This is a genomic window from Shewanella corallii (assembly GCF_023349125.1).
Lineage (GTDB): Bacteria > Pseudomonadota > Gammaproteobacteria > Enterobacterales > Shewanellaceae > Shewanella > Shewanella corallii.
The window spans coordinates 45,690-64,068 of record NZ_JAKIKT010000014.1 but is presented as its reverse complement, the minus strand read 5'-3'; the positions used below and the strand labels follow the sequence as shown (position 1 = coordinate 64,068).

Sequence of the window (18,379 nt, the reverse complement as noted above, 5' to 3'; positions counted from 1 at the left end):
AATTCATTACAATGAGAAATCAGCCAAACGCTCATTGGCGTCCAGCTCAGTTTCCTGGATTACTTGTTGATCATCGGCAATCTGCTGCATCCAGCTTTGTTCATCCCATAACTCAAACTTGTTAAACTGCCCCACCAGCATGGCTTTCTTGTTCAGCCCTGCGTATTGACGCAAAGGTGGTGGCAACAGGATTCGACCATTGGAATCCAGTTCAAGTTCATGGGCGTATCCCAACAATTTGCGTTTCAGTGCGCGCTCAGTAGGTTGAGTGTCAGACAACTGGAAAAGCTTCTCTTCAACTTTGTTCCATTCCCAGAGGGGGTAGAGCAACAGGCAGGCAGACTTGATATCGACGGTAAGCACCAGGTGACCAGCCATGGCCGGATCCTGATGATCGCGCAGGGCTTCGCGGTACCGCACAGGTATGGCGATCCGTCCTTTGGCATCGAGATTAATCGAGCTGGCCCCACGAAACATTAGTCTTTATTCCTGTATTCCGATTACATGATCCACAAAAATCCACAAATTCCCACAACTGCTAAGTTTAGGGACAGGCTGCAAGCATTGTCAAGCTGCCCAAGGCCAGTCTTCAAGCGGGTTATAAGGGAGTTTTCAGGGTATGAACACTTGGTTGATAAAGTGGGAATTTGTGGAAAAGCTGAACGCTAATTAAGTGAATTTTGGTGAAAAAATGCACCCACAGCAGGCCTGCGGGTCAGTTGAGTGGGAAATCAGGTGGCGAAAGTATCGTCAACATTCAGATCAGCAATCCAGATTGATTACCTGACTGGTCACTGGCGGAAAGAATAAGTTAACATATTGACAACACTCATCAATTTATTCCAACTGAGATGATTTCCAGTGCTGGCACAAGAAAAATACATAACAGCCTGAACCTGGTGGTTGGCATTCAAATAATGATCTGGCTGATTACCGGTTGTTACATGGTATTGATGGATATTAATTTTATCCGGGGCCAGCATCTGATCGCGCCAACTCAGACTGCCGTCATTGCAGCGGATACCGTTAAAGTGCAACCCGCTGACATACAAAGCCGTCTAGGGCCCATTTCATCGTTTCGCCTGTTGGCCCATCCCAGTGGCCCGGCCTATCTGGTTAATCAGAACGAACGGAGTTTACTGATTTCTGCTGTCGATGGACGGACCTTGCCCGAGACACTGAACCGCAATCAGGCAATTGAGGCGGCCCTGGCCAGATTTAATGGCGCGGGTGAACCGATTACTGCCGCTTTATTGGAAACTCCACCTGACGAAGTCAGTTGGATCACACCACCGGTTTGGCAGGTGAGCTTTACAGGTGTGGGACAGCCCCGACTCTATCTCAACGCGCAAACGGGAGAGCTGATCAGCAAACGCCACGACTACTGGCAGGTTTTCGATCTGTTCTGGATGCTGCACATTATGGATTATGACACCCGCGAGAATATCCATAATCCACTGCTGCAAATAGCCGCCTCTCTGGCATTGATTTCAGCACTGAGTGGCATAGTCCTGCTGTGGGTCAGTCGCAGGAGGCGTCCATTATGAAATGGCAAAAGTGGCACCGGATATTGGCCTGGATGGCCGGACTACAGATGATACTCTGGCTGATAACCGGCCTCACTCTGAGCCTTCTGCCTGCAGATCTTTTGAATGACAGCAAGGACAGAGTCAGAAGCTCCCCCAATGTGATAGCAACACCTCTGCCGGATTTGACTCCATTACTGAGAGAACATGGAGACAAACTGCTGGGAGTCGATGTCGCTCATCACCTTCCCCAGGCTGTCTATCAGGTAAAAACGACCGAGGGGAACCATTGGTACCGTATCAAGCCTCTTGCACCTTTCACTCCGACCATGGCAGAGCTGACTTGGGTTGCGGCAGCCAGTTACAGTGGCAGTGCTCCTCTGTCCCGGCCTGAACTGATCACTTCTCCGGCACAGAGCATTTCCAGCACGCCTGTCTATCTGGTCACCGCCGGTGATACCCAAATCTATATTGATGCAGCCTCAGCCAGGGTCATTGCCCATAAACATGCCGGCAGTCAGATAAAGCAGTGGCTGTTGATGATCCACTTTATGGATTACTTCCCGGACAATGGGTTGGGGTTCAATGCCCTGCCAATACAGATTATGGCGCTGCTGGCGCTGACCATCGGACTAAGCGGTGTTGCTACCCTGATATCCAGAGGACTGGCCGGTACTCTGGTACTCCCCTTTAATCTGGCGGGCAGTAAAACCCTCGAAGTCTTCGATCTGGAAAACAGACCATTGGCGGAGTTCAAATGCCGCGGCAGCCTGCTGCAGAGCATCAACCATAAGCAAAAAACACTGACAACACGCTGCGGCGGCGGTGGCAGCTGCGGTATGTGCAGATTACGCTGGCTTGAGGATGCCCCCGAGCCAACCAAACAGGACAGGTTCGCGTTGTCGGAAGCCATGCTGGCAGAAGGTGTAAGACTCGGTTGTCAGCACAAAGCAGGCAATATGAAAGTTGCCTTGTCCACGCCTGCTCAACAAAAATACTGGCAGCGACAAACCTATGACGATACACACCCGGCCACTAAAGACTAAAATTTAACCAGACGCGGTCGATAAACAGGTAAGACTGGATTACAGGTCGGGACTGACTTATGGGATTGGATGCTATTTACAATATGCTGGCAAAACCGGTGAAGGCCGGGATTGAGCGTGCCCGCAAAGTACAGAAGGTCACCCCCGAGGCCGCCACCAACGCCGATGACCACCAGCCGGTCACCGACAAACCCAGCTATCAAATCGAGCGGCGTAAACAGAACTCAAGTCGCCGAAAGTTCAGGCTCGGCGGTCGACGTCGCACAGATCGATCAGCTGCCGTTCACCAACATGAAGACAAATTCGTCCCTGCCACAGAGGAAGAGCTGGAAAGAGAAGCCAGAGAGTTGGCTCAGGAGCAACAGGGAAAACTCAGTACCGGCCCCAGAGATGCCAAAGGCAACCATGTGGATATCGAGGCGTGATAACTCACCAATAAATAACAAAGCCGGGCGATTGCCCGGCTTTGTCATGAGATGGATCTGTAAAAGTCAGCTGCGGGTTCTGGCCACCGCCTGCTGCCAGCCCAGATACAGAGCTTCTTTACTCTGCTCATCGATTTGCGGCGTAAAGCAGCGCTCCACTGCCGCCTTATGCTTAAGCTCCTCAGTAGATTGCCAGAAACCCACCGCCAAACCGGCAAGGAATGCCGCGCCCATGGCCGTGGTTTCTGTCAGCTCAGGCCGTAACACTTCGGCGTGGGTAATATCCGCCTGGAACTGCATCAAAAAATCATTGGCAACTGCGCCGCCATCCACCTTGAGTTGCTTCAGTGGCACTCCACAATCCTTGGCCATGGCATCCAACAGATCCCGGCTTTGATAGGCAATGGACTCGAGTGCGGCGCGAATAATATGGTTTCGGTTAGCGCCCCGGGTCAGTCCCACCAGCGCCCCCCTGGCATTGGGATCCCAGTAAGGTGCACCCAGGCCTACAAAGGCGGGCACCAGATATACACCATTGGTGTCAGCGACTCTGGAGGCAAAGTACTCGGTATCCTGAGCATCACGGATAAGCCCCAGCTCATCCCGCAGCCATTGAATGGTGGCACCGCCCATAAATACCGCGCCTTCCAACGCATAATTCACTTCGCCTTTGGCGCCAACGGCTACTGTAGTCAGCAGGCCATGCTCTGAAGACACAGGCTTGTCGCCCGTATTCATCAACAGGAAGCAGCCAGTACCATAGGTATTTTTAGCCGTGCCCTTGTCGGTGCACAGCTGACCAAAGAGCGCAGATTGCTGATCCCCGGCCATACCGGCCACAGGGATCTCCTGGCCCTGACCGGCGATACGGGTTTTGCCCACTATCTCAGATGAGCCTTTCACTTCCGGCAGTATTGATGCTGGGATACCGAAGATCTCCAGCAGGCGCTCATCCCACTTAAGATCGTGAATGTTATACAGCATGGTGCGGGCAGCATTGGTGGGGTCAGTCACATGCACTTCGCCCTCGGTCAGCTTCCAGGTCAACCAGGTGTCTATAGTGCCGAACAACAGCTCGCCCTGCTCCGCCTGCTCACGGGCACCGGGGACATTATCCAGCAACCATTTTATCTTGGATGCTGAGAAGTAAGGATCCAGTACCAGCCCGGTGCGGCGGCGTACTTCATCTTCCAGCCCCTGAGCTTTGAGCGCATCACATATATCTCCGCTGCGGCGACACTGCCAGACAATGGCATTATGGATAGGTTTGCCTGTGGACTTGTTCCACAGCACTGTGGTTTCCCTCTGATTGGTAATACCGATGGCGGCCACTTCGCGGCTGCGAATATTGGCACGAGCCAGAGCCTCTATCAGAGTGGAAGACTGGGATGCCCAAATCTCCATGGGATCATGTTCAACCCAGCCTGGCTGAGGGTAGTGCTGGGTAAACTCCCGTTGGGAGACGGATACTATGTTGGCATCATGGTCGAATACAATGGCCCTTGAACTGGTAGTGCCCTGATCCAGCGCCACCACATATTTCTTTGTCACCCTTGGGTTTCCTTGTGAAACTTTACCTGTTTGCATTTAACCATAGCTGACGCCGAGCGTCATTCCTCATGGTCAGGGCGATGCAGCAGTGGCGCCAGTTTAAGCAGCTGTGCCATATTGGATGCCCCCAGCTTCTTCATCACCTTGGCTCTGTGTACTTCTATGGTGCGCACCGCTACAAACAGGGCTTCCGCCATCTGCTTATTGGTATTGCCATTAACCACCAGCTGAAAAATCTCCTTCTCCCTGTCAGTCAGACTGTCGATCAGCGCCTGATGCTTCAGTTTCCAGCTCTGACGTTCACTGTGAGCCAGACCTTTATCAATCGCTTCAGCCAAAGCTTTGCCCTGCACCGGCTTTTGGAAGAAATCAAACGCGCCGTTCTTAAATGCATCCACCGCCATAGGCACATCACCGTGTCCGGTGAGGAAGATAACTGACAAGGGGCTGGCAGTTTCATTCAACAACTGCTGCACCTGCTGACCACTTAACCCCGGCATGCGGGAGTCGAGAATGGCGCAGCCTGGCTCACTCAGGTCAACAGTGTCCAGAAACTGCTGACCATCATCGAACCACACCACCTGATAGCCAAAACCTTCCAGCAAAAAACTCAGGGAGTCAGCAATCGCCTCATCGTCGTCCACCAGATAAATCTTTTGTTGAGCAGCAAGTGTCATTGCTTTGTACCTCTGTAGGGTTAACTACCTGAGTCATATCCCAGTTTTGTCACTCAGGCGAATCCGGCGTGCGGAAATTTGAATCCCGACACACTGGTTATACCAACACTGAGTTATGGTTCCGCTTTTGCTGACACTGGAGTTGATATCTTGCCCCGGCCTTTGCTGCTTTCCCTGTGTTTAACCCTGTCTCTCACCTGGCTGCTTTGTTTTTGCTGCCTGCCCGGCTATGCATCTGAAGCGGTGCACTCCAAGCCAACGTCTCCAGCTGTGGCCAATGAAAAAACGAATGAAGACAAGGTGTACAAAGTCGGGGTACTGGCTAATTGGGGATATCAAAAGGCCAAAGAACGTTGGCAACCTATGATGGTTTACCTCAGTGAACGTGTGCCCGGCACCAAGTTCGAAGTCCAACCCGGTACCTTTGAAGAACTGAATCAGGCGCTGCTTGATAACAGAATCCAGTTCATCATCACCAATCCGGGTCAGTATCTGTATCTGTCCAATCAGTATCCTCTGTCCTGGCTGGCGACCATGCGCTCGCGTCAGCACAATGGCACCACCAAGGCCATAGGCTCGGCCATTTTGGTGCGAGCCGACAGTGACTATCGCACTCTGTATGATCTTAAAGACCAGACAGTGGCTGCCAGCGGCCCCCATGCGTTGGGGGGCTATCAAGCCACTGTTGGCCTGATGAATAAACTGGGTATGGATCCGCAGCACTGGTTTAAAGAAACCCGCTTTCTAGGCTTCCCACTGGACCCTCTGGTATATCAGGTACGGGATGGCAATGTGGATGCAGCGATTACCCCTCTTTGTACTCTGGAAGAGATGGTGAAGCGCGGTCTGGTGAAAGAGCAGGATTTCAGAGTACTCAACCCCAGCCGTCCCGAAGGTTACGACTGCCAGTGTTCAACCAACCTCTACCCCAACTGGTCGTTTGCCGCCAGTGAGCATGTGAACGCCCGCCTGACCAAACGTATCACCCAGGCCCTGCTGTCTCTGCCCAAAGACAGCCCGGCTGCGATCAAGGCCGATTTGGCAGGCTGGACTTCACCTATCAGCCAACTACAGGTCATTAAGCTATTTGGCGAGCTGAAGGTCGCTAAAGATCAACATCCCAAATGGGAGTCAGTTATGCACTGGCTTAAAGCCAATCAGCACTGGGGCATACTGGCGGTGCTGATCTTTCTGGTCGCCACTATCTATCACCTCTGGATTGAGTATAAGTTCCGCCAGAAGAGCGACACCCTGGTAGAGACTGAGCGCCAGCTGAAGCTCAAGGCCGTTGCCATGGAGCGTCTGCAAAGCAGCGCCATTCTCGGTGAAATTGGTGCCGGTCTGGCCCATGAACTCAATCAACCCATCGCCGCAATCACCAGTTACAGCGAAGGTGGTTTTATGCGTCTGCAGGCCAAAGGAGAAGGCTTTGAGGAGTGCGTGGCCCTGCTGGAGAAAATTAACCGTCAGTCGGTGCGCGCCGGCGAAGTGGTGCATCGTATTCGTGGCCTCCTTAAACGCCGGGAAGCCGTAATGGAAGATGTAAACCTGCTGTCTTTAGTGGATGAATCCCTGGCACTGCTCAAGCTGGAGTTGGACAGACGTGGCGTCAGAGCCACCACCAGGGTAGAAGGCGAGCCCTTCTTTGTGATCGCCGACAGGGTTGGCCTGTTGCAGGTACTGGTAAACCTGCTCAAGAACAGCCTGGATGCGCTGGCCGAGATGCCACAGCCCCATGAAGGCTCCATTGCCATCCATTTCGATTTTCTGGAGCATCAGGTCAACCTGTCCCTGACCGATAATGGTCCGGGTCTGGCACTGCCTGGCGATGAGTTGATGGCCACCTTCTTCTCCACCAAGGCCAATGGTCTGGGACTGGGTCTGGCTATCTGCTCCGATGTACTCAAGCAACACGAAGGCAGCTTCAACCTGAGTAACCGCAGCGACCAGGAGACAGGCTGCACTGCCACCCTAAAGCTGAAACGCAGAGGCAGTACTGAAGCTGTGAATTGACCTCCTTAAGAGCTAAATCCTGGTTCACACTGAGATGGCAAAGTGACGTATTTCTCGCACTTTGCCGCTGCTCTCCGCCTAAATGTGGTTTACCACAATAGACATTCCACGTCTTAACTGTTGGTCAAAAAGCGAACTTTGAGGGGTCTCACACTGGAGAAAAGATTTTTCTCTGTATGTGGTTTACCACAATATCCCGTCCCAGTTTCTCACCACAGAATGTCCCCAGATGACGGGCTGACCCGCCCGCAGCAACAGCAATAAACGGGGACAATAATAATGAATTTAGATCGGCGAACCTTTATCAAAGGTGCCGGCGCAGGTACCGCAACCTGTGCTCTGGCAAGCATGCTGCCGGGCTCACTGGCCGCGCTGGAACGCACCGAACTGAAAGGCACTGGCAGCGAAGTCGCCAGTATCTGTGAAATGTGCTCTACCCGATGCCCAATCTCTGCCCGCATTGTTAACGGTAAAAACGTTTCCATTCTGGGTAACCCTAAGGCCAAATCATTTGGCGGCGCAGTGTGTGCCCGCGGTGGTGCTGGCCACAGCCAGCTGTATGACAAGCAGCGTATCGTTAAACCACTTAAGCGGGTTGGTGAGCGTGGCGAAGGTAACTGGCAGGAGATTGAGTGGGATGAAGCCTATGCCATCATCGCCGATAACCTGACCCGTATTAAGAATGAGCACGGCCCGGAAGCCGTCGCCTTCTCATCCAAGTCCGGCTCCCTGTCCGGCCACCTGTTCCATCTGGCTAAGGCCTATGGCAGCCCCAACACCTTTACCCACGCCTCTACCTGTCCGGCCGGTTATGTAATTGCCGCCAAAGCCATGTTCGGCGGCAAGATCAAACGGGATCTGGGTAACTCCAAGTACATCATTAACTTCGGCCACAACCTGTACGAAGGCATCAACATGTCGGAAACCCGCGGCATGATGAACGCCCAGATGGAAAAAGGCGCCAAGTTGGTCGTGTTCGAACCAAGATTCTCCATCGTCGCCGACAAGGCGGACGAATGGTACGCCATCAAACCGGGCACTGACGTTGCCGTAGCACTGGCTATCTGTCATGTCCTGATCGAAGAAGAACTTTACGACAAAGCCTTTATCGACCGCTATGTCACCGGCTTCGACTCCTTCGCCAGCGAAGTAAAAGCCTATACCCCTGAGTGGGCCGAATCTGTATCCGATGTACCGGCCGAAGATATCCGCCGCATCACCCGTGAATACGCCGCTGCCGCGCCTCACGCCTGTGTCGACTTTGGTCACCGCTCAACCTTCACCACTGAAGAGTTTGAGATGCGCCGCGCCCTGTACGCCGCCAACGTTCTGATCGGCAATATCGAGCGTAAAGGTGGTCTGTATTTCGGTAAGAAAGCCTCCGGCTACAACAAGTTTGCCGGTGAGCAGGTTGCCCCGGTACTGGCCAAGCCAGGCGTTAAAGATATGCCCAAGTCCGACGCTAAACGCATCGACATGGTGGATGAGCAGTACGCCATGATGTGGTCCTCAGGTGGTATCTACCAGACCATTCTGGACTCAACTCTGGAAGCTAAGCCTTATCAGCTGCGTGGCTGGGTGATGAGCCGTACCAACCCAATGCAGACCATGACAGACAGGGCCCGCATTGTGGAAACACTGAAGAAACTGGATTTCGTGGTCTGCTGCGATATCTATATCAGTGAAAGCGCCGCCTATGCCGATATCTTCCTGCCTGAATCCACTTACCTGGAGCGGGATGAAGAGATCGCCGACAAGTCAGGCAAGAACCCGGCCTACTATGTGCGTCAGAAAGTGGTTGAGCCTATCGGCAACACCCGTCCAAGCTGGCAGATCTGGAAGGAAGTGGGCGAATCCATGGGACTGAATAAGTACTTCCCATGGGACAACATGGACACTCTGCAGCTGTTCCAGGTAGGCAGTGATGTCGCCCTGTTGAATAAGATTAAACAGGATGGCTTTGTCAGCTATGGCAAACCTCTGATGCTGCGCGAACGCGCCATGGTGCAGAACTTTGTCTCTGCCTACCCCAATGCCACCGCACCAGATGGTGATGGCACCTACGCCAGCCACCTAAAGTTCAAGACCCCAAGCGGCAAGATTGAGCTGAGCTCAGACAAGGTTGAAAAGATGGCACCGGGCCGCGGCGTAATCCGCTACCGCGAAGTGACCATGAAGAAAGCCGACGAGCTGTTCTTTATTCAGGGCAAGGTGGCAGTACATACCAACGCTGGCAGCCAGAACGTGCCTATGCTGGCCAATCTGATGTCTGACAACGCTGTGTGGATCCACCCGGTCACGGCAGGCCTGCTCAATATCCAGAGCGGCGACAAGATCCGCATCTATAACGATACCGGCAGCGAAGAAGGCCATGCACTGGTCACCCCGGGGATCCGCCCCGACACAGTATTCGCCTATATGGGCTTTGGCAGTAAAAACAAAGAGCTGGCCCGGGCAACCGGCAGAGGCGTGCACTGTGGCAACCTGCTGCCCCATGTGACCTCACCGGTAACAGGTATGAACCTGCACACCACTGGCGTAAAGATTGAGAAGGCTTAAGACTATGACCAAGCGTTATGTTCTCGTGCACGATGAAAACAAGTGCATCGGCTGTCAGGCCTGCAACGTGGCCTGCCGCAGTGAAAACAATGTACCTGAGTCAGTAACCCGACTGCAGGTTCGCATCGAAGGCCCTTACGGCAACTACCCGCATCTGCACTTCAAGTACAACCGGGTGTCCTGTGAGCAGTGTGAAAACGCCCCCTGTGTGAAGGTGTGCCCAACCGGCGCCGCCTATGTGGATGACAACGGCATTGTCTCCATCAAAGAAGACAAGTGTGTTGGCTGCCTCTACTGTGTTGCCGCCTGCCCTTACAAAGTTCGCTTTATCAACCCTGAAACCCGGGTACCGGACAAGTGTAACTACTGTAAGGACACACGTCTGGCCCGCGGCGAACAACCTGCCTGTGTCAGCGTATGTCCAACCCAGGCTCTGGTGTTCGGCGATGCCAATGATCCGGACAGCGAAGTTCGCAAGGTACTGGATACCAAACCAAGTTATCAGCAAAAGGTACACCTGGGCACTCAGCCACGCCTGTACCGTATTCCTGGCCGTAAAGGAGGGATCCAAGCATGAACAATATCTGGGGCTCCATGGAGCAATATGATCCCGTCGTCTGGAACTGGATTATCGCCGTCTACCTGTTTATGGCCGGTCTCTCCGCCGGCTCCATGTTGGTGGCAATCGGCCTGAAGTGGTACAAACAGGCCCGCGGCCTGCCATCGGAAGGCCTGCCGGTTATCAAGGCAGCCGGAGTGCTTGGCCCACTGGCTATCTGTTTGGGTATGGCACTGCTGGTACTGGATTTGACCAAGCCGTTCCATTTCTACCTGATTTTGATTAACTACAACCTGACCTCTGTGATGGCCTGGGGTGTGATTGCCCTGCTGCTGTATATCCCACTGGTGTTTGTATTCGCAGGTCTGGTATTTGAAAAACAGGTGCTTAAGTTCGCTCCCTGGCTGGGGGGAGTATTGAAAGCCTGCCGTCAGGTAGAAGGCACGCTGAACAAGTTAATCTTCGCCCTGGCGCTGGGTGTAGGTGTGTACACAGGCTTCCTGCTGTCGGCCATGATCAGTTACCCAATCCTGAACACCGCAGTACTGCCTGCGCTGTTCCTGGCCTCAGCACTGTCCGTGGGCTCAGCCGGGAACATCCTGGTGGCGACTTTGTTCTTCAGCAAGAAAGAGTCTGACTGTATCGAGCAGGTACACAGAATCGAGTACCCGGTCGCCTTTAACGAAGCCCTGTGTCTGGTGCTACTGTTTGTGGGTCTGAACTTCTCTGGTCCAGCCGCGCAGGCCGCTACTTCAGCCATCACCACAGGTGCCTGGGCCGGGGTATTCTGGATTGGCGTAGTGGGCCTTGGCCTGGCGGTGCCGGTACTGGCTTCCACTCTGGCGCCCAAGTCCTGGAAACACAGCAAAGGTTTTTTGATTGCCGTATCCAGCTGCACCATCCTTGGGGTACTGGCATTGAGACACTTCGTGGTGTACGCGGGTCAGAGCTACATCAGCTAATCCCGGGCCTTTAACTCCTGCATCACCGACAGACACAAGGAAAAAGGGGCGCCAATCGGCGCCCCTTTTTTATTCAATTTACAGCCTGAACAACTTGTCTATACAAGCCAGGCTGCATCCGGCTCCAGCTTAGAACTTGTAGCTGGCCTGTACGCCGAACAACACCAGATCACCACTTGTGGTACCGGTAAAGGCGCCGCCGAAGATGGCAGAAGAGTTGTCAGACTCAATACCCGGACGAGGCTCAGTCACAGGAGACTCATCAGCCAGGATATAGGTCAGGCCCGCATCGAAAGTCAGATTATCGCTGTACTCATAGCCGTACCCCACACTGAACCAATATCTGTCCATTTCAGGAATAGTCAGAGTACGGTTGGCATCGGTTACTGCAGACTTGTCGTAAGCCACACCGGCACGCAGAACTGATTTGGCATCCAGCTGATAAGTACCGCCAATCGCGAAGCGGTAGTTATCACGCCAGTTTTCCTGCTTCACCAATTGAGCAGGTTGCGCGGCCAGATATGGGATCTGGGCTTCCAACTTTTCAAAGGAGCTCCAATCGGTCCAGTTGATACTGGCGTGCATGGCAAACTTATCAGTCAGCTGATGGAAAGAAGCAATTTCAGCAGTCGCTGGCAGAGTCAGCTCCATGCTGCCGGCATACTCAGCCTGAGGAGCCAGACCCATTTGTACTGCAGCCAGATTGAAGGCAAAACCTTTGGCATGACCTTCCAGGTTCAGATCCACAGCAGAGCGGTAGTTAACACCGATACGGTTGTCAGCGTTAATCTGCCAGGCACCGCCCAACTGCCAACCCCAGGCGATATCATCGCCTTCCATATACTTAAGTGTGTCACCGGCTTCTACACCGAACATAGGAACATCGGCACTGCTCTTGGCACCAATGCTGCCCTCACCCAATACCAGACGTACTCCGGCACCGACGCTGAACTGATCATTAATGCGGTAAGCGATGTTTGGGTTAATCTCCATAGTGGTCACGGCAGCTTCGTTACCGAACTGGGTGCCCTTGAAGCTGTCTTCCAGCTCGGTGGCCATACCAAAGTTGGTACCCAGCGCCAGACCCAGGTACAGATCATCGTTTACCTGATGGCTAACATAGAAGTTAGGCACGAAAGCAGCGTCAGCAATGTCTTTGGACTGAGTAGCTATAGGGGCACCGGTAGGCTTGCCATCCAGACCGACAGGCACTGAATAACCTTCGATATCAATATTAGGCACAACCAGAATACCACCGGCAGAAACCTGAGTTCCCTTGAGGTAAGTCAGCATAGCCGGGTTACGGAACTGGGCTGCGGCATTGTCGGCCATCGCCGCTTCACCTGCATAAGCACGGCCCAAACCTGTGGAAGAGTATTCAGCCAACTGAAAACCGGCTGCCTGAACCTGAGCCGTCATCCCCAAAAGCGCCGAAGCTACGGCAAGAGTCAATGTACGCTGTTTCATTGTTATTCTCTGTTTGTTTACGACAACAAATTAGAGTTAGCACTCTAAAATTTAGTCAGGCAGTGTACTCATGCAGCATATTTTTGCAATAACGGAACCCGAAACAGCATAAATCACCACAAAATATGCCAGACACATACCTAAATGTGAGCACCTTCACCAAACCTATGGAATTCATGGCGTACAAACTCAGAAAAAAGCTCGCTGAAGCCACGAGCCAAACCGATGCAAACACAACAAAAGAACTTAAAGATCAGCAAAATAAAGCAAATACAACTTAAAAACACATGTACCGAATTTATCAAGATTCAAAGCAGAACAAATCACTAACACATGTACAGGCGGTCTAAAAACCACTCAACCAAAAACACCAAAGAACTTTAATTTCAAGTAGATACAAAAACCTCACCAAACTAAAAAAGAAAAAGCTGCATAAGCCTGGGCTCATGCAGCTTGTTCAGCGAACAGGCGTGGTACACGCGTACGCCTGACTATTGTCTCCAGGCAGGGACTTGAGTTTCGTATCCAGCTATCGCATCGCTGTGCTCCAGAGTCAGGCCCACAGCATCCAGGCCATTAAGCAGCTTATGACGGGCAGAAGGAGCGATTTCAAACACAAACTGGGACCCCGAAGGCGAAGTCACAATCTGGGACTCGAGATCCACAGTGACAGCCGCGCCCTCTGCCGCCATCACTTCATCCATAATCAGCTGAACCTGCTCTTCAGCAAGTGCCACCGGCAGCAAACCATTATTAATGGAGTTACCATAGAAAATATCGGCAAAGCTGGGAGCAATGATCACCCGCAGTCCGTAATCTGCCAGCGCCCAGGGAGCATGCTCCCGGCTGGAGCCGCAACCAAAGTTCTCACGGGCCAGCATAATGGATGCCCCTTCAAATCTGGGTTTGTTCATCACAAAATCAGGATTGGGTTGCTCGCCGGCGTCATCCAGATAACGCCAGTCATGGAACAGGTGCACACCAAAACCGTCACGGGTCACTTTGGACAAAAACTGCTTAGGAATAATCTGGTCTGTGTCCACGTTGGCATTATCCAGCACCACAGCCAAACCTATATGTTGAGTAAATGCTTGCATGATCAGGCTCCGGTAGCTGTCTGTGAAGGTTGACGAATATCGACAAAGCGACCGGCAATAGCGGCAGCCGCAGCCATAGCCGGGCTCACCAGGTGGGTACGGCTGCCCCGCCCCTGACGCCCTTCGAAGTTACGGTTACTGGTTGATGCGCAACGATCGCCCGCCTCCAATCTGTCATCATTCATCGCCAGACACATGGAACAACCTGGCAAACGCCACTCAAAACCGGCAGCCACAAACAGCTTATCCAGACCTTCAGCTTCAGCCTGCAGTTTGACCTGTCCCGAACCCGGCACCACGATGGCCGTTACACCATTTGCCACCTTGCCACCTTTGATTTGGGCAGCGGCAGCACGCAGATCCTCAATGCGGGAGTTGGTACAGGAACCAATAAACACCTTGTTGATGGCGACATCTGTCATACGGGTACCGGCTTCCAGCCCAATATAATTGAGGGCTTTCTCCATGGAATCCCGTACTGAGGCATCAATATGATCTCTGGGGTTGGGCACAGGCTGATCAATTGCAACCACCTGTCCGGGATTGGTTCCCCAGGTCAGTTGCGGCGCAATGTCTTCTCCCTTGAGCTCAACCACAGCATCGAAGCTGGCACCATCATCTGTTTTCAATGCCTGCCAGGCTTCCACCGCCTGCTGCCAGGCATCGCCTGATGGCGCAAACTCGCGGCCTTCCAGATAGGCCACTGTTTTGGCATCAGGTGCCACCAGCCCGGCCTTGGCGCCCATTTCAATGGCCATATTGCACAGGGTCATACGACCTTCCATGGAAAGATCGCGAATCGCTTCACCGCAGAACTCCACCACATGGCCAGTGCCGCCATCCATACCTATCTTGCCGATAATGGCCAACACAATATCTTTGGCTGTAATGCCCTCACCTACTTTGCCTTTAACCTCAATCTTCATGGTTTTGGCTTTCAGTTGACGCAAGGTTTGAGTCGCCAGCACATGCTCTACCTCAGAGGTACCAATACCGAAGGCCAGCGCGCCAAAAGCGCCATGGGTAGCAGTGTGGGAATCGCCACATACAATCACAGTGCCCGGCAGAGTAATGCCCAGCTCAGGCCCCATCACATGAACAATACCCTGATTGGGATGGTGAATGTCATACAGGCGAATGCCGAACTCTTTGCAGTTCTGCGCCAGGGTTTCCACCTGAGTACGGGCCATGGGGCTCAGAGCATCCAGACTGGCACTCTTGGTGGAGGTGTTGTGGTCCATAGTGGCAAAGGTTTTTTGAGGTGCACGCACAGGACGACCCGCGGCCTTTAACCCGCTGAAAGCCTGAGGCGAGGTCACCTCATGTACCAGATGACGATCAACGTAGAGGATCGGAGCCTCTCCATCGGGCTCAGTCACCAAATGGCTGTCCCAGATTTTTTCATACAGGGTTCTAGGCACTGGGTTATTAGCAGCTTGGGTATTCGAGGCTTGTGTATTGTCAGTCATCAGATCCCCTCCGCAACGGCCCTGGCGATAAAGTCACCCATCTCAGCAGTGGTTTTGGCTGCGGCAGCATCTGTCGCCAGTTCGCCGGTCAGGAAGCCTTCTGACAAGGCCTTGCCCACGGCGCGCTCGATAGCCGCTGCTGCGTCCTCCCGCTTAAGGCTGTGACGCAGCATCAAAGCAGCAGACAGAATTTGGGCAATCGGGTTGGCAATCCCTTTGCCGGCAATATCCGGCGCGCTGCCACCGGCAGGCTCATACAGGCCAAAGCCGGATTCATTCATACTGGCAGATGAGAGCAGTCCCATGGAGCCGGTTAACATGGCGATTTCGTCAGAGATAATGTCACCGAACAGGTTAGAGCACAGCATCACATCGAACTCGTCAGGACGGCGCAGCAGCTGCATGGTGGCATTATCGATATAGATGTGTTCCAGAGTGACATCAGGGAACTCTTTGGCGACCTCTTCTACCACTTCGCGCCACAGCACCGAGCAGGCCAGCACATTGGCCTTATCCACAGAGGTGACCTTACCGCGACGGCCACGGGCCGTTTCAAAGGCGATAGTGGCAATACGACGGATCTCTTTGCGGCTGTATCTCATGGTATCGAAAGCTTCTTCAGCTTCGCCTTCCCCCTGACGGCCTTTTGGCTTACCAAAGTAGATACCGCCGGTCAGTTCACGCACACACACCACATCAAAACCACGGGCAGAGATATCAGCACGCAGCGGGCTTAAGTGCTCCAGCCCTTCGTGGAGCTTGGCCGGACGCAGGTTACAGAACAGACCGAAATGGGCACGCAATGGCAGCAAAGCGCCACGTTCAGGTTGGCTGTCAGGCGGCAGACCTTCCCACTTGGGACCACCTACTGAGCCAAATAAAATGGCATCGGCGGCTTCACAACCTGCCAGGGTTTCTTTGGGCAATGGGCAACCATGATTGTCGATGGCAATACCGCCAATATCGTATTCACTGTATTCAATGTTCAGCTCGAATCTTTGCTCAGCAGCCGCCAACACCTTACGCGCCTGCGCCATCACTTCCGGGCCAATACCGTCGCCCGCCAATACTGCAATCTGGTAACTCATACTCCACCTAACTCCCTAGCTTTTTGAATCTCTTGTTTTTTATCTGCAACTTCATCGGCTCTGTGCACCAGGTTCATCACATGCACCAGGGCTCTGGCTGACGCTTCAACCACGTCAGTCGCCAGCCCCACGCCGTGGAAATTGCGGCCATGGTAACGGGCGGTAATATCCACCTGGCCCAGGGCATTCTGGCCTTCTCCTTTGCCGCCCAGCTTATAGGAGGCGATATCTATCTTGCGGTCGGTCGCTCTGGCGATGGCGTTATAGGCCGCATCGACAGGACCATTACCTGTTGCCGCTTCTGTGACTTTCTCGCCGCCAATCTCCAGCCTGACGGTAGCGGTCGCTTCACCCTCTTTGGAGTCTGAGTGCACCACCAGTTGCTTCAGTCGGTAGTGGTCATCGTCCTGGCGCTGAGCCTTAATAAACACCAAAGCCTCGAGGTCGTAATCAAACACCTGTCCCTTCTTGTCCGCCAGCTTGAGGAAGGCCTTGTACAAAGCATCCATGTCATAGTCCTGCTCGCTATAACCCATCTCACTCATGCGGTGCTTAATGACATGGCGACCAGAACGTGAGGTCATATTCAGGTTGTTGCGGGTCAGGCCTATGCTTTCCGGCGTCATAATTTCATAGGTGTTCTGAGCCTTTAACATGCCATCCTGGTGAATACCGGATGAGTGACTGAAGGCATTGGTGCCGACAATCGCCTTGTTGGACTGGATTGGCATATTGCACAGCTGACTGATCAGGGCCGATGTTCTATGGATCTCTTTGGCGTTGATATTGGTCTCCAGTCCCAGCAGATGCTTGCGGGTTGCCAGAATCATGGCCACCTCTTCCAGCGAGCAGTTACCGGCACGCTCACCGATTCCATTAACGGTACACTCAACCTGTCTGGCCCCTGCTTGCACCGCCGCGATGGAATTGGCCACCGACAGCCCGAGATCATCATGGCAGTGAACCGAGATCACCGCCTCGTCGATATTGGGTACACGGTTAAACAGGGTCTGAATGATGCCGCCAAATTCGCTGGGAACTGTGTAACCCACAGTGTCAGGGATATTGATGGTACGGGCACCGGCTTTGATCGCCGCCTCTACCATGCGGCACAGGTTATCGATCGGGGTGCGACCAGCATCTTCACAGGAGAATTCAACATCGTCGGTAAAGCGGCGTGCATATTTGACGGCGCCTACCGCCATATCCAGTACATCGTCGAAAGAGCGCTTGAGCTTGCTCTGCACATGAATATCCGAGGTGGAAATAAAGGTATGAATACGGAACTGATCGGCCACACTCAGTGACTGGGCAGCAGCATCAATGTCCTTTTCCAATGCCCGGGACAGTGCACAAACCCGACTGTTTTTAACTTCTCTGGCAATGGTTTGCACCGACTCAAAGTCACCGGGAGAAGATACAGGGAAGCCTACTTCCATCACATCGACTCCCAGACGTTCCAGGGCCAGCGCGATTTGCAGTTTCTCCTTCACTGACAAGCTGGCTGCCAGCGCCTGCTCCCCATCCCTTAACGTCGTATCAAAAATTATCACACTGTCAGTCATATCCTTCTCCACTGCCCTGTATCTCCACTGCTCAGGAGACAAAAAAAACCCCGCGACATTTGCGCGGGGTTATGGAATTTGGGTGTTAACACTTAACCATGATTAAACCTTCCGCGCTTCTGGTGCCAGAATGAGTAGGTTTAGTAGCAACTGAGTTGAAAAGTTATGCATTAAGTTAGTATCTATTTTCAGTTTACGGTTAAGATAACGATTAACTTTTAACCCGCTGGGCTAAAAGGTGTCAACCAAATTTTGTTCAAGTTGCAGAAACTTTGGTCGCATTGATAATTCATTAGATCTCTCCGGTGGAGGTAAAATTGATCTCAGCCTGCAAAATTTCTGCAAACCTTGTTACCATGATGGGAGCAATTTGCA

Annotated in this window: 15 protein-coding genes; 7 read left to right on the top strand and 8 right to left on the bottom strand. The window is 53.0% G+C overall.

The genetic code is table 11. The annotated features are described in order from the left end of the window. Positions 1-6: 6 nt before the first annotated feature. Positions 7-477, bottom strand: coding sequence for a division/cell wall cluster transcriptional repressor MraZ (gene mraZ / locus L2725_RS21900; RefSeq protein WP_248937622.1), 471 nt, complete (start codon positions 475-477; stop codon positions 7-9). A gap of 374 nt (positions 478-851) precedes the next feature. On the opposite strand from mraZ, the gene L2725_RS21895 reads away from it, so the two are divergent. The 3 genes from L2725_RS21895 to L2725_RS21885 are packed head-to-tail and all read left to right on the top strand — an operon-like array spanning position 852 to position 2,997. Continuing rightward, positions 852-1,547 (top strand): PepSY domain-containing protein, encoded by a 696-nt coding sequence (locus tag L2725_RS21895; protein ID WP_283164412.1) that lies wholly within the window; start codon positions 852-854, stop codon positions 1,545-1,547. After that, positions 1,544-2,572, top strand: a complete 1,029-nt coding sequence (locus tag L2725_RS21890) for a 2Fe-2S iron-sulfur cluster-binding protein (RefSeq protein ID WP_249250928.1) — start codon at positions 1,544-1,546, stop codon at positions 2,570-2,572. Before L2725_RS21895 ends, L2725_RS21890 begins: the two co-directional genes overlap by 4 nt. 59 nt (positions 2,573-2,631) lie before the next feature. Continuing rightward, the gene (locus L2725_RS21885) at positions 2,632-2,997 is read left to right on the top strand and encodes a hypothetical protein (protein WP_249250927.1); all 366 of its coding nucleotides are present in this window, start codon (positions 2,632-2,634) and stop codon (positions 2,995-2,997) included. A 66-nt stretch (positions 2,998-3,063) separates the two neighbouring features. On the opposite strand, the gene glpK is transcribed toward L2725_RS21885, so the two are convergent. Then, positions 3,064-4,548: a glycerol kinase GlpK gene (gene glpK / locus L2725_RS21880; protein ID WP_249250926.1), complete on the bottom strand. Its 1,485-nt coding sequence runs from the start codon at positions 4,546-4,548 to the stop codon at positions 3,064-3,066. Between the two features lie 59 nt (positions 4,549-4,607). After that, positions 4,608-5,225: a response regulator transcription factor gene (locus tag L2725_RS21875; protein WP_115138740.1), complete on the bottom strand. Its 618-nt coding sequence runs from the start codon at positions 5,223-5,225 to the stop codon at positions 4,608-4,610. Between the two features lie 150 nt (positions 5,226-5,375). On the opposite strand from L2725_RS21875, the gene L2725_RS21870 reads away from it, so the two are divergent. From L2725_RS21870 to nrfD, 4 genes are all read left to right on the top strand, one after another. Next, a complete protein-coding gene (locus tag L2725_RS21870) occupies positions 5,376-7,238 on the top strand; it encodes a sensor histidine kinase (RefSeq protein ID WP_249250925.1) in 1,863 nt (620 codons plus the stop codon). Between the two features lie 279 nt (positions 7,239-7,517). Further along, a complete protein-coding gene (phsA, locus tag L2725_RS21865) occupies positions 7,518-9,797 on the top strand; it encodes a thiosulfate reductase PhsA (protein ID WP_248937615.1) in 2,280 nt (759 codons plus the stop codon). Positions 9,798-9,801: 4 nt separating this feature from the next. Further along, the gene (locus L2725_RS21860) at positions 9,802-10,374 is read left to right on the top strand and encodes a 4Fe-4S dicluster domain-containing protein (protein ID WP_115138738.1); all 573 of its coding nucleotides are present in this window, start codon (positions 9,802-9,804) and stop codon (positions 10,372-10,374) included. Next, positions 10,371-11,318, top strand: coding sequence for an NrfD/PsrC family molybdoenzyme membrane anchor subunit (gene nrfD, locus L2725_RS21855; RefSeq protein WP_248937614.1), 948 nt, complete (start codon positions 10,371-10,373; stop codon positions 11,316-11,318). Before L2725_RS21860 ends, nrfD begins: the two co-directional genes overlap by 4 nt. A gap of 129 nt (positions 11,319-11,447) precedes the next feature. On the opposite strand, the gene L2725_RS21850 is transcribed toward nrfD, so the two are convergent. The 5 genes from L2725_RS21850 to leuA form a co-directional block, all read right to left on the bottom strand. Beyond that, complete coding sequence (locus tag L2725_RS21850) at positions 11,448-12,785, bottom strand: outer membrane protein transport protein (RefSeq protein ID WP_249250924.1); 1,338 nt, start codon at positions 12,783-12,785, stop codon at positions 11,448-11,450. A gap of 491 nt (positions 12,786-13,276) precedes the next feature. Beyond that, positions 13,277-13,882: a 3-isopropylmalate dehydratase small subunit gene (gene leuD, locus L2725_RS21845; RefSeq protein WP_248937612.1), complete on the bottom strand. Its 606-nt coding sequence runs from the start codon at positions 13,880-13,882 to the stop codon at positions 13,277-13,279. 2 nt (positions 13,883-13,884) lie between these two features. After that, the gene (gene leuC / locus L2725_RS21840) at positions 13,885-15,303 is read right to left on the bottom strand and encodes a 3-isopropylmalate dehydratase large subunit (RefSeq protein WP_249250943.1); all 1,419 of its coding nucleotides are present in this window, start codon (positions 15,301-15,303) and stop codon (positions 13,885-13,887) included. A 47-nt stretch (positions 15,304-15,350) separates the two neighbouring features. Then, positions 15,351-16,439, bottom strand: coding sequence for a 3-isopropylmalate dehydrogenase (gene leuB, locus L2725_RS21835; RefSeq protein WP_249250923.1), 1,089 nt, complete (start codon positions 16,437-16,439; stop codon positions 15,351-15,353). Next, positions 16,436-18,004, bottom strand: coding sequence for a 2-isopropylmalate synthase (gene leuA / locus L2725_RS21830; RefSeq protein WP_115138732.1), 1,569 nt, complete (start codon positions 18,002-18,004; stop codon positions 16,436-16,438). Before leuA ends, leuB begins: the two co-directional genes overlap by 4 nt. Positions 18,005-18,379 lie beyond the last annotated feature (375 nt).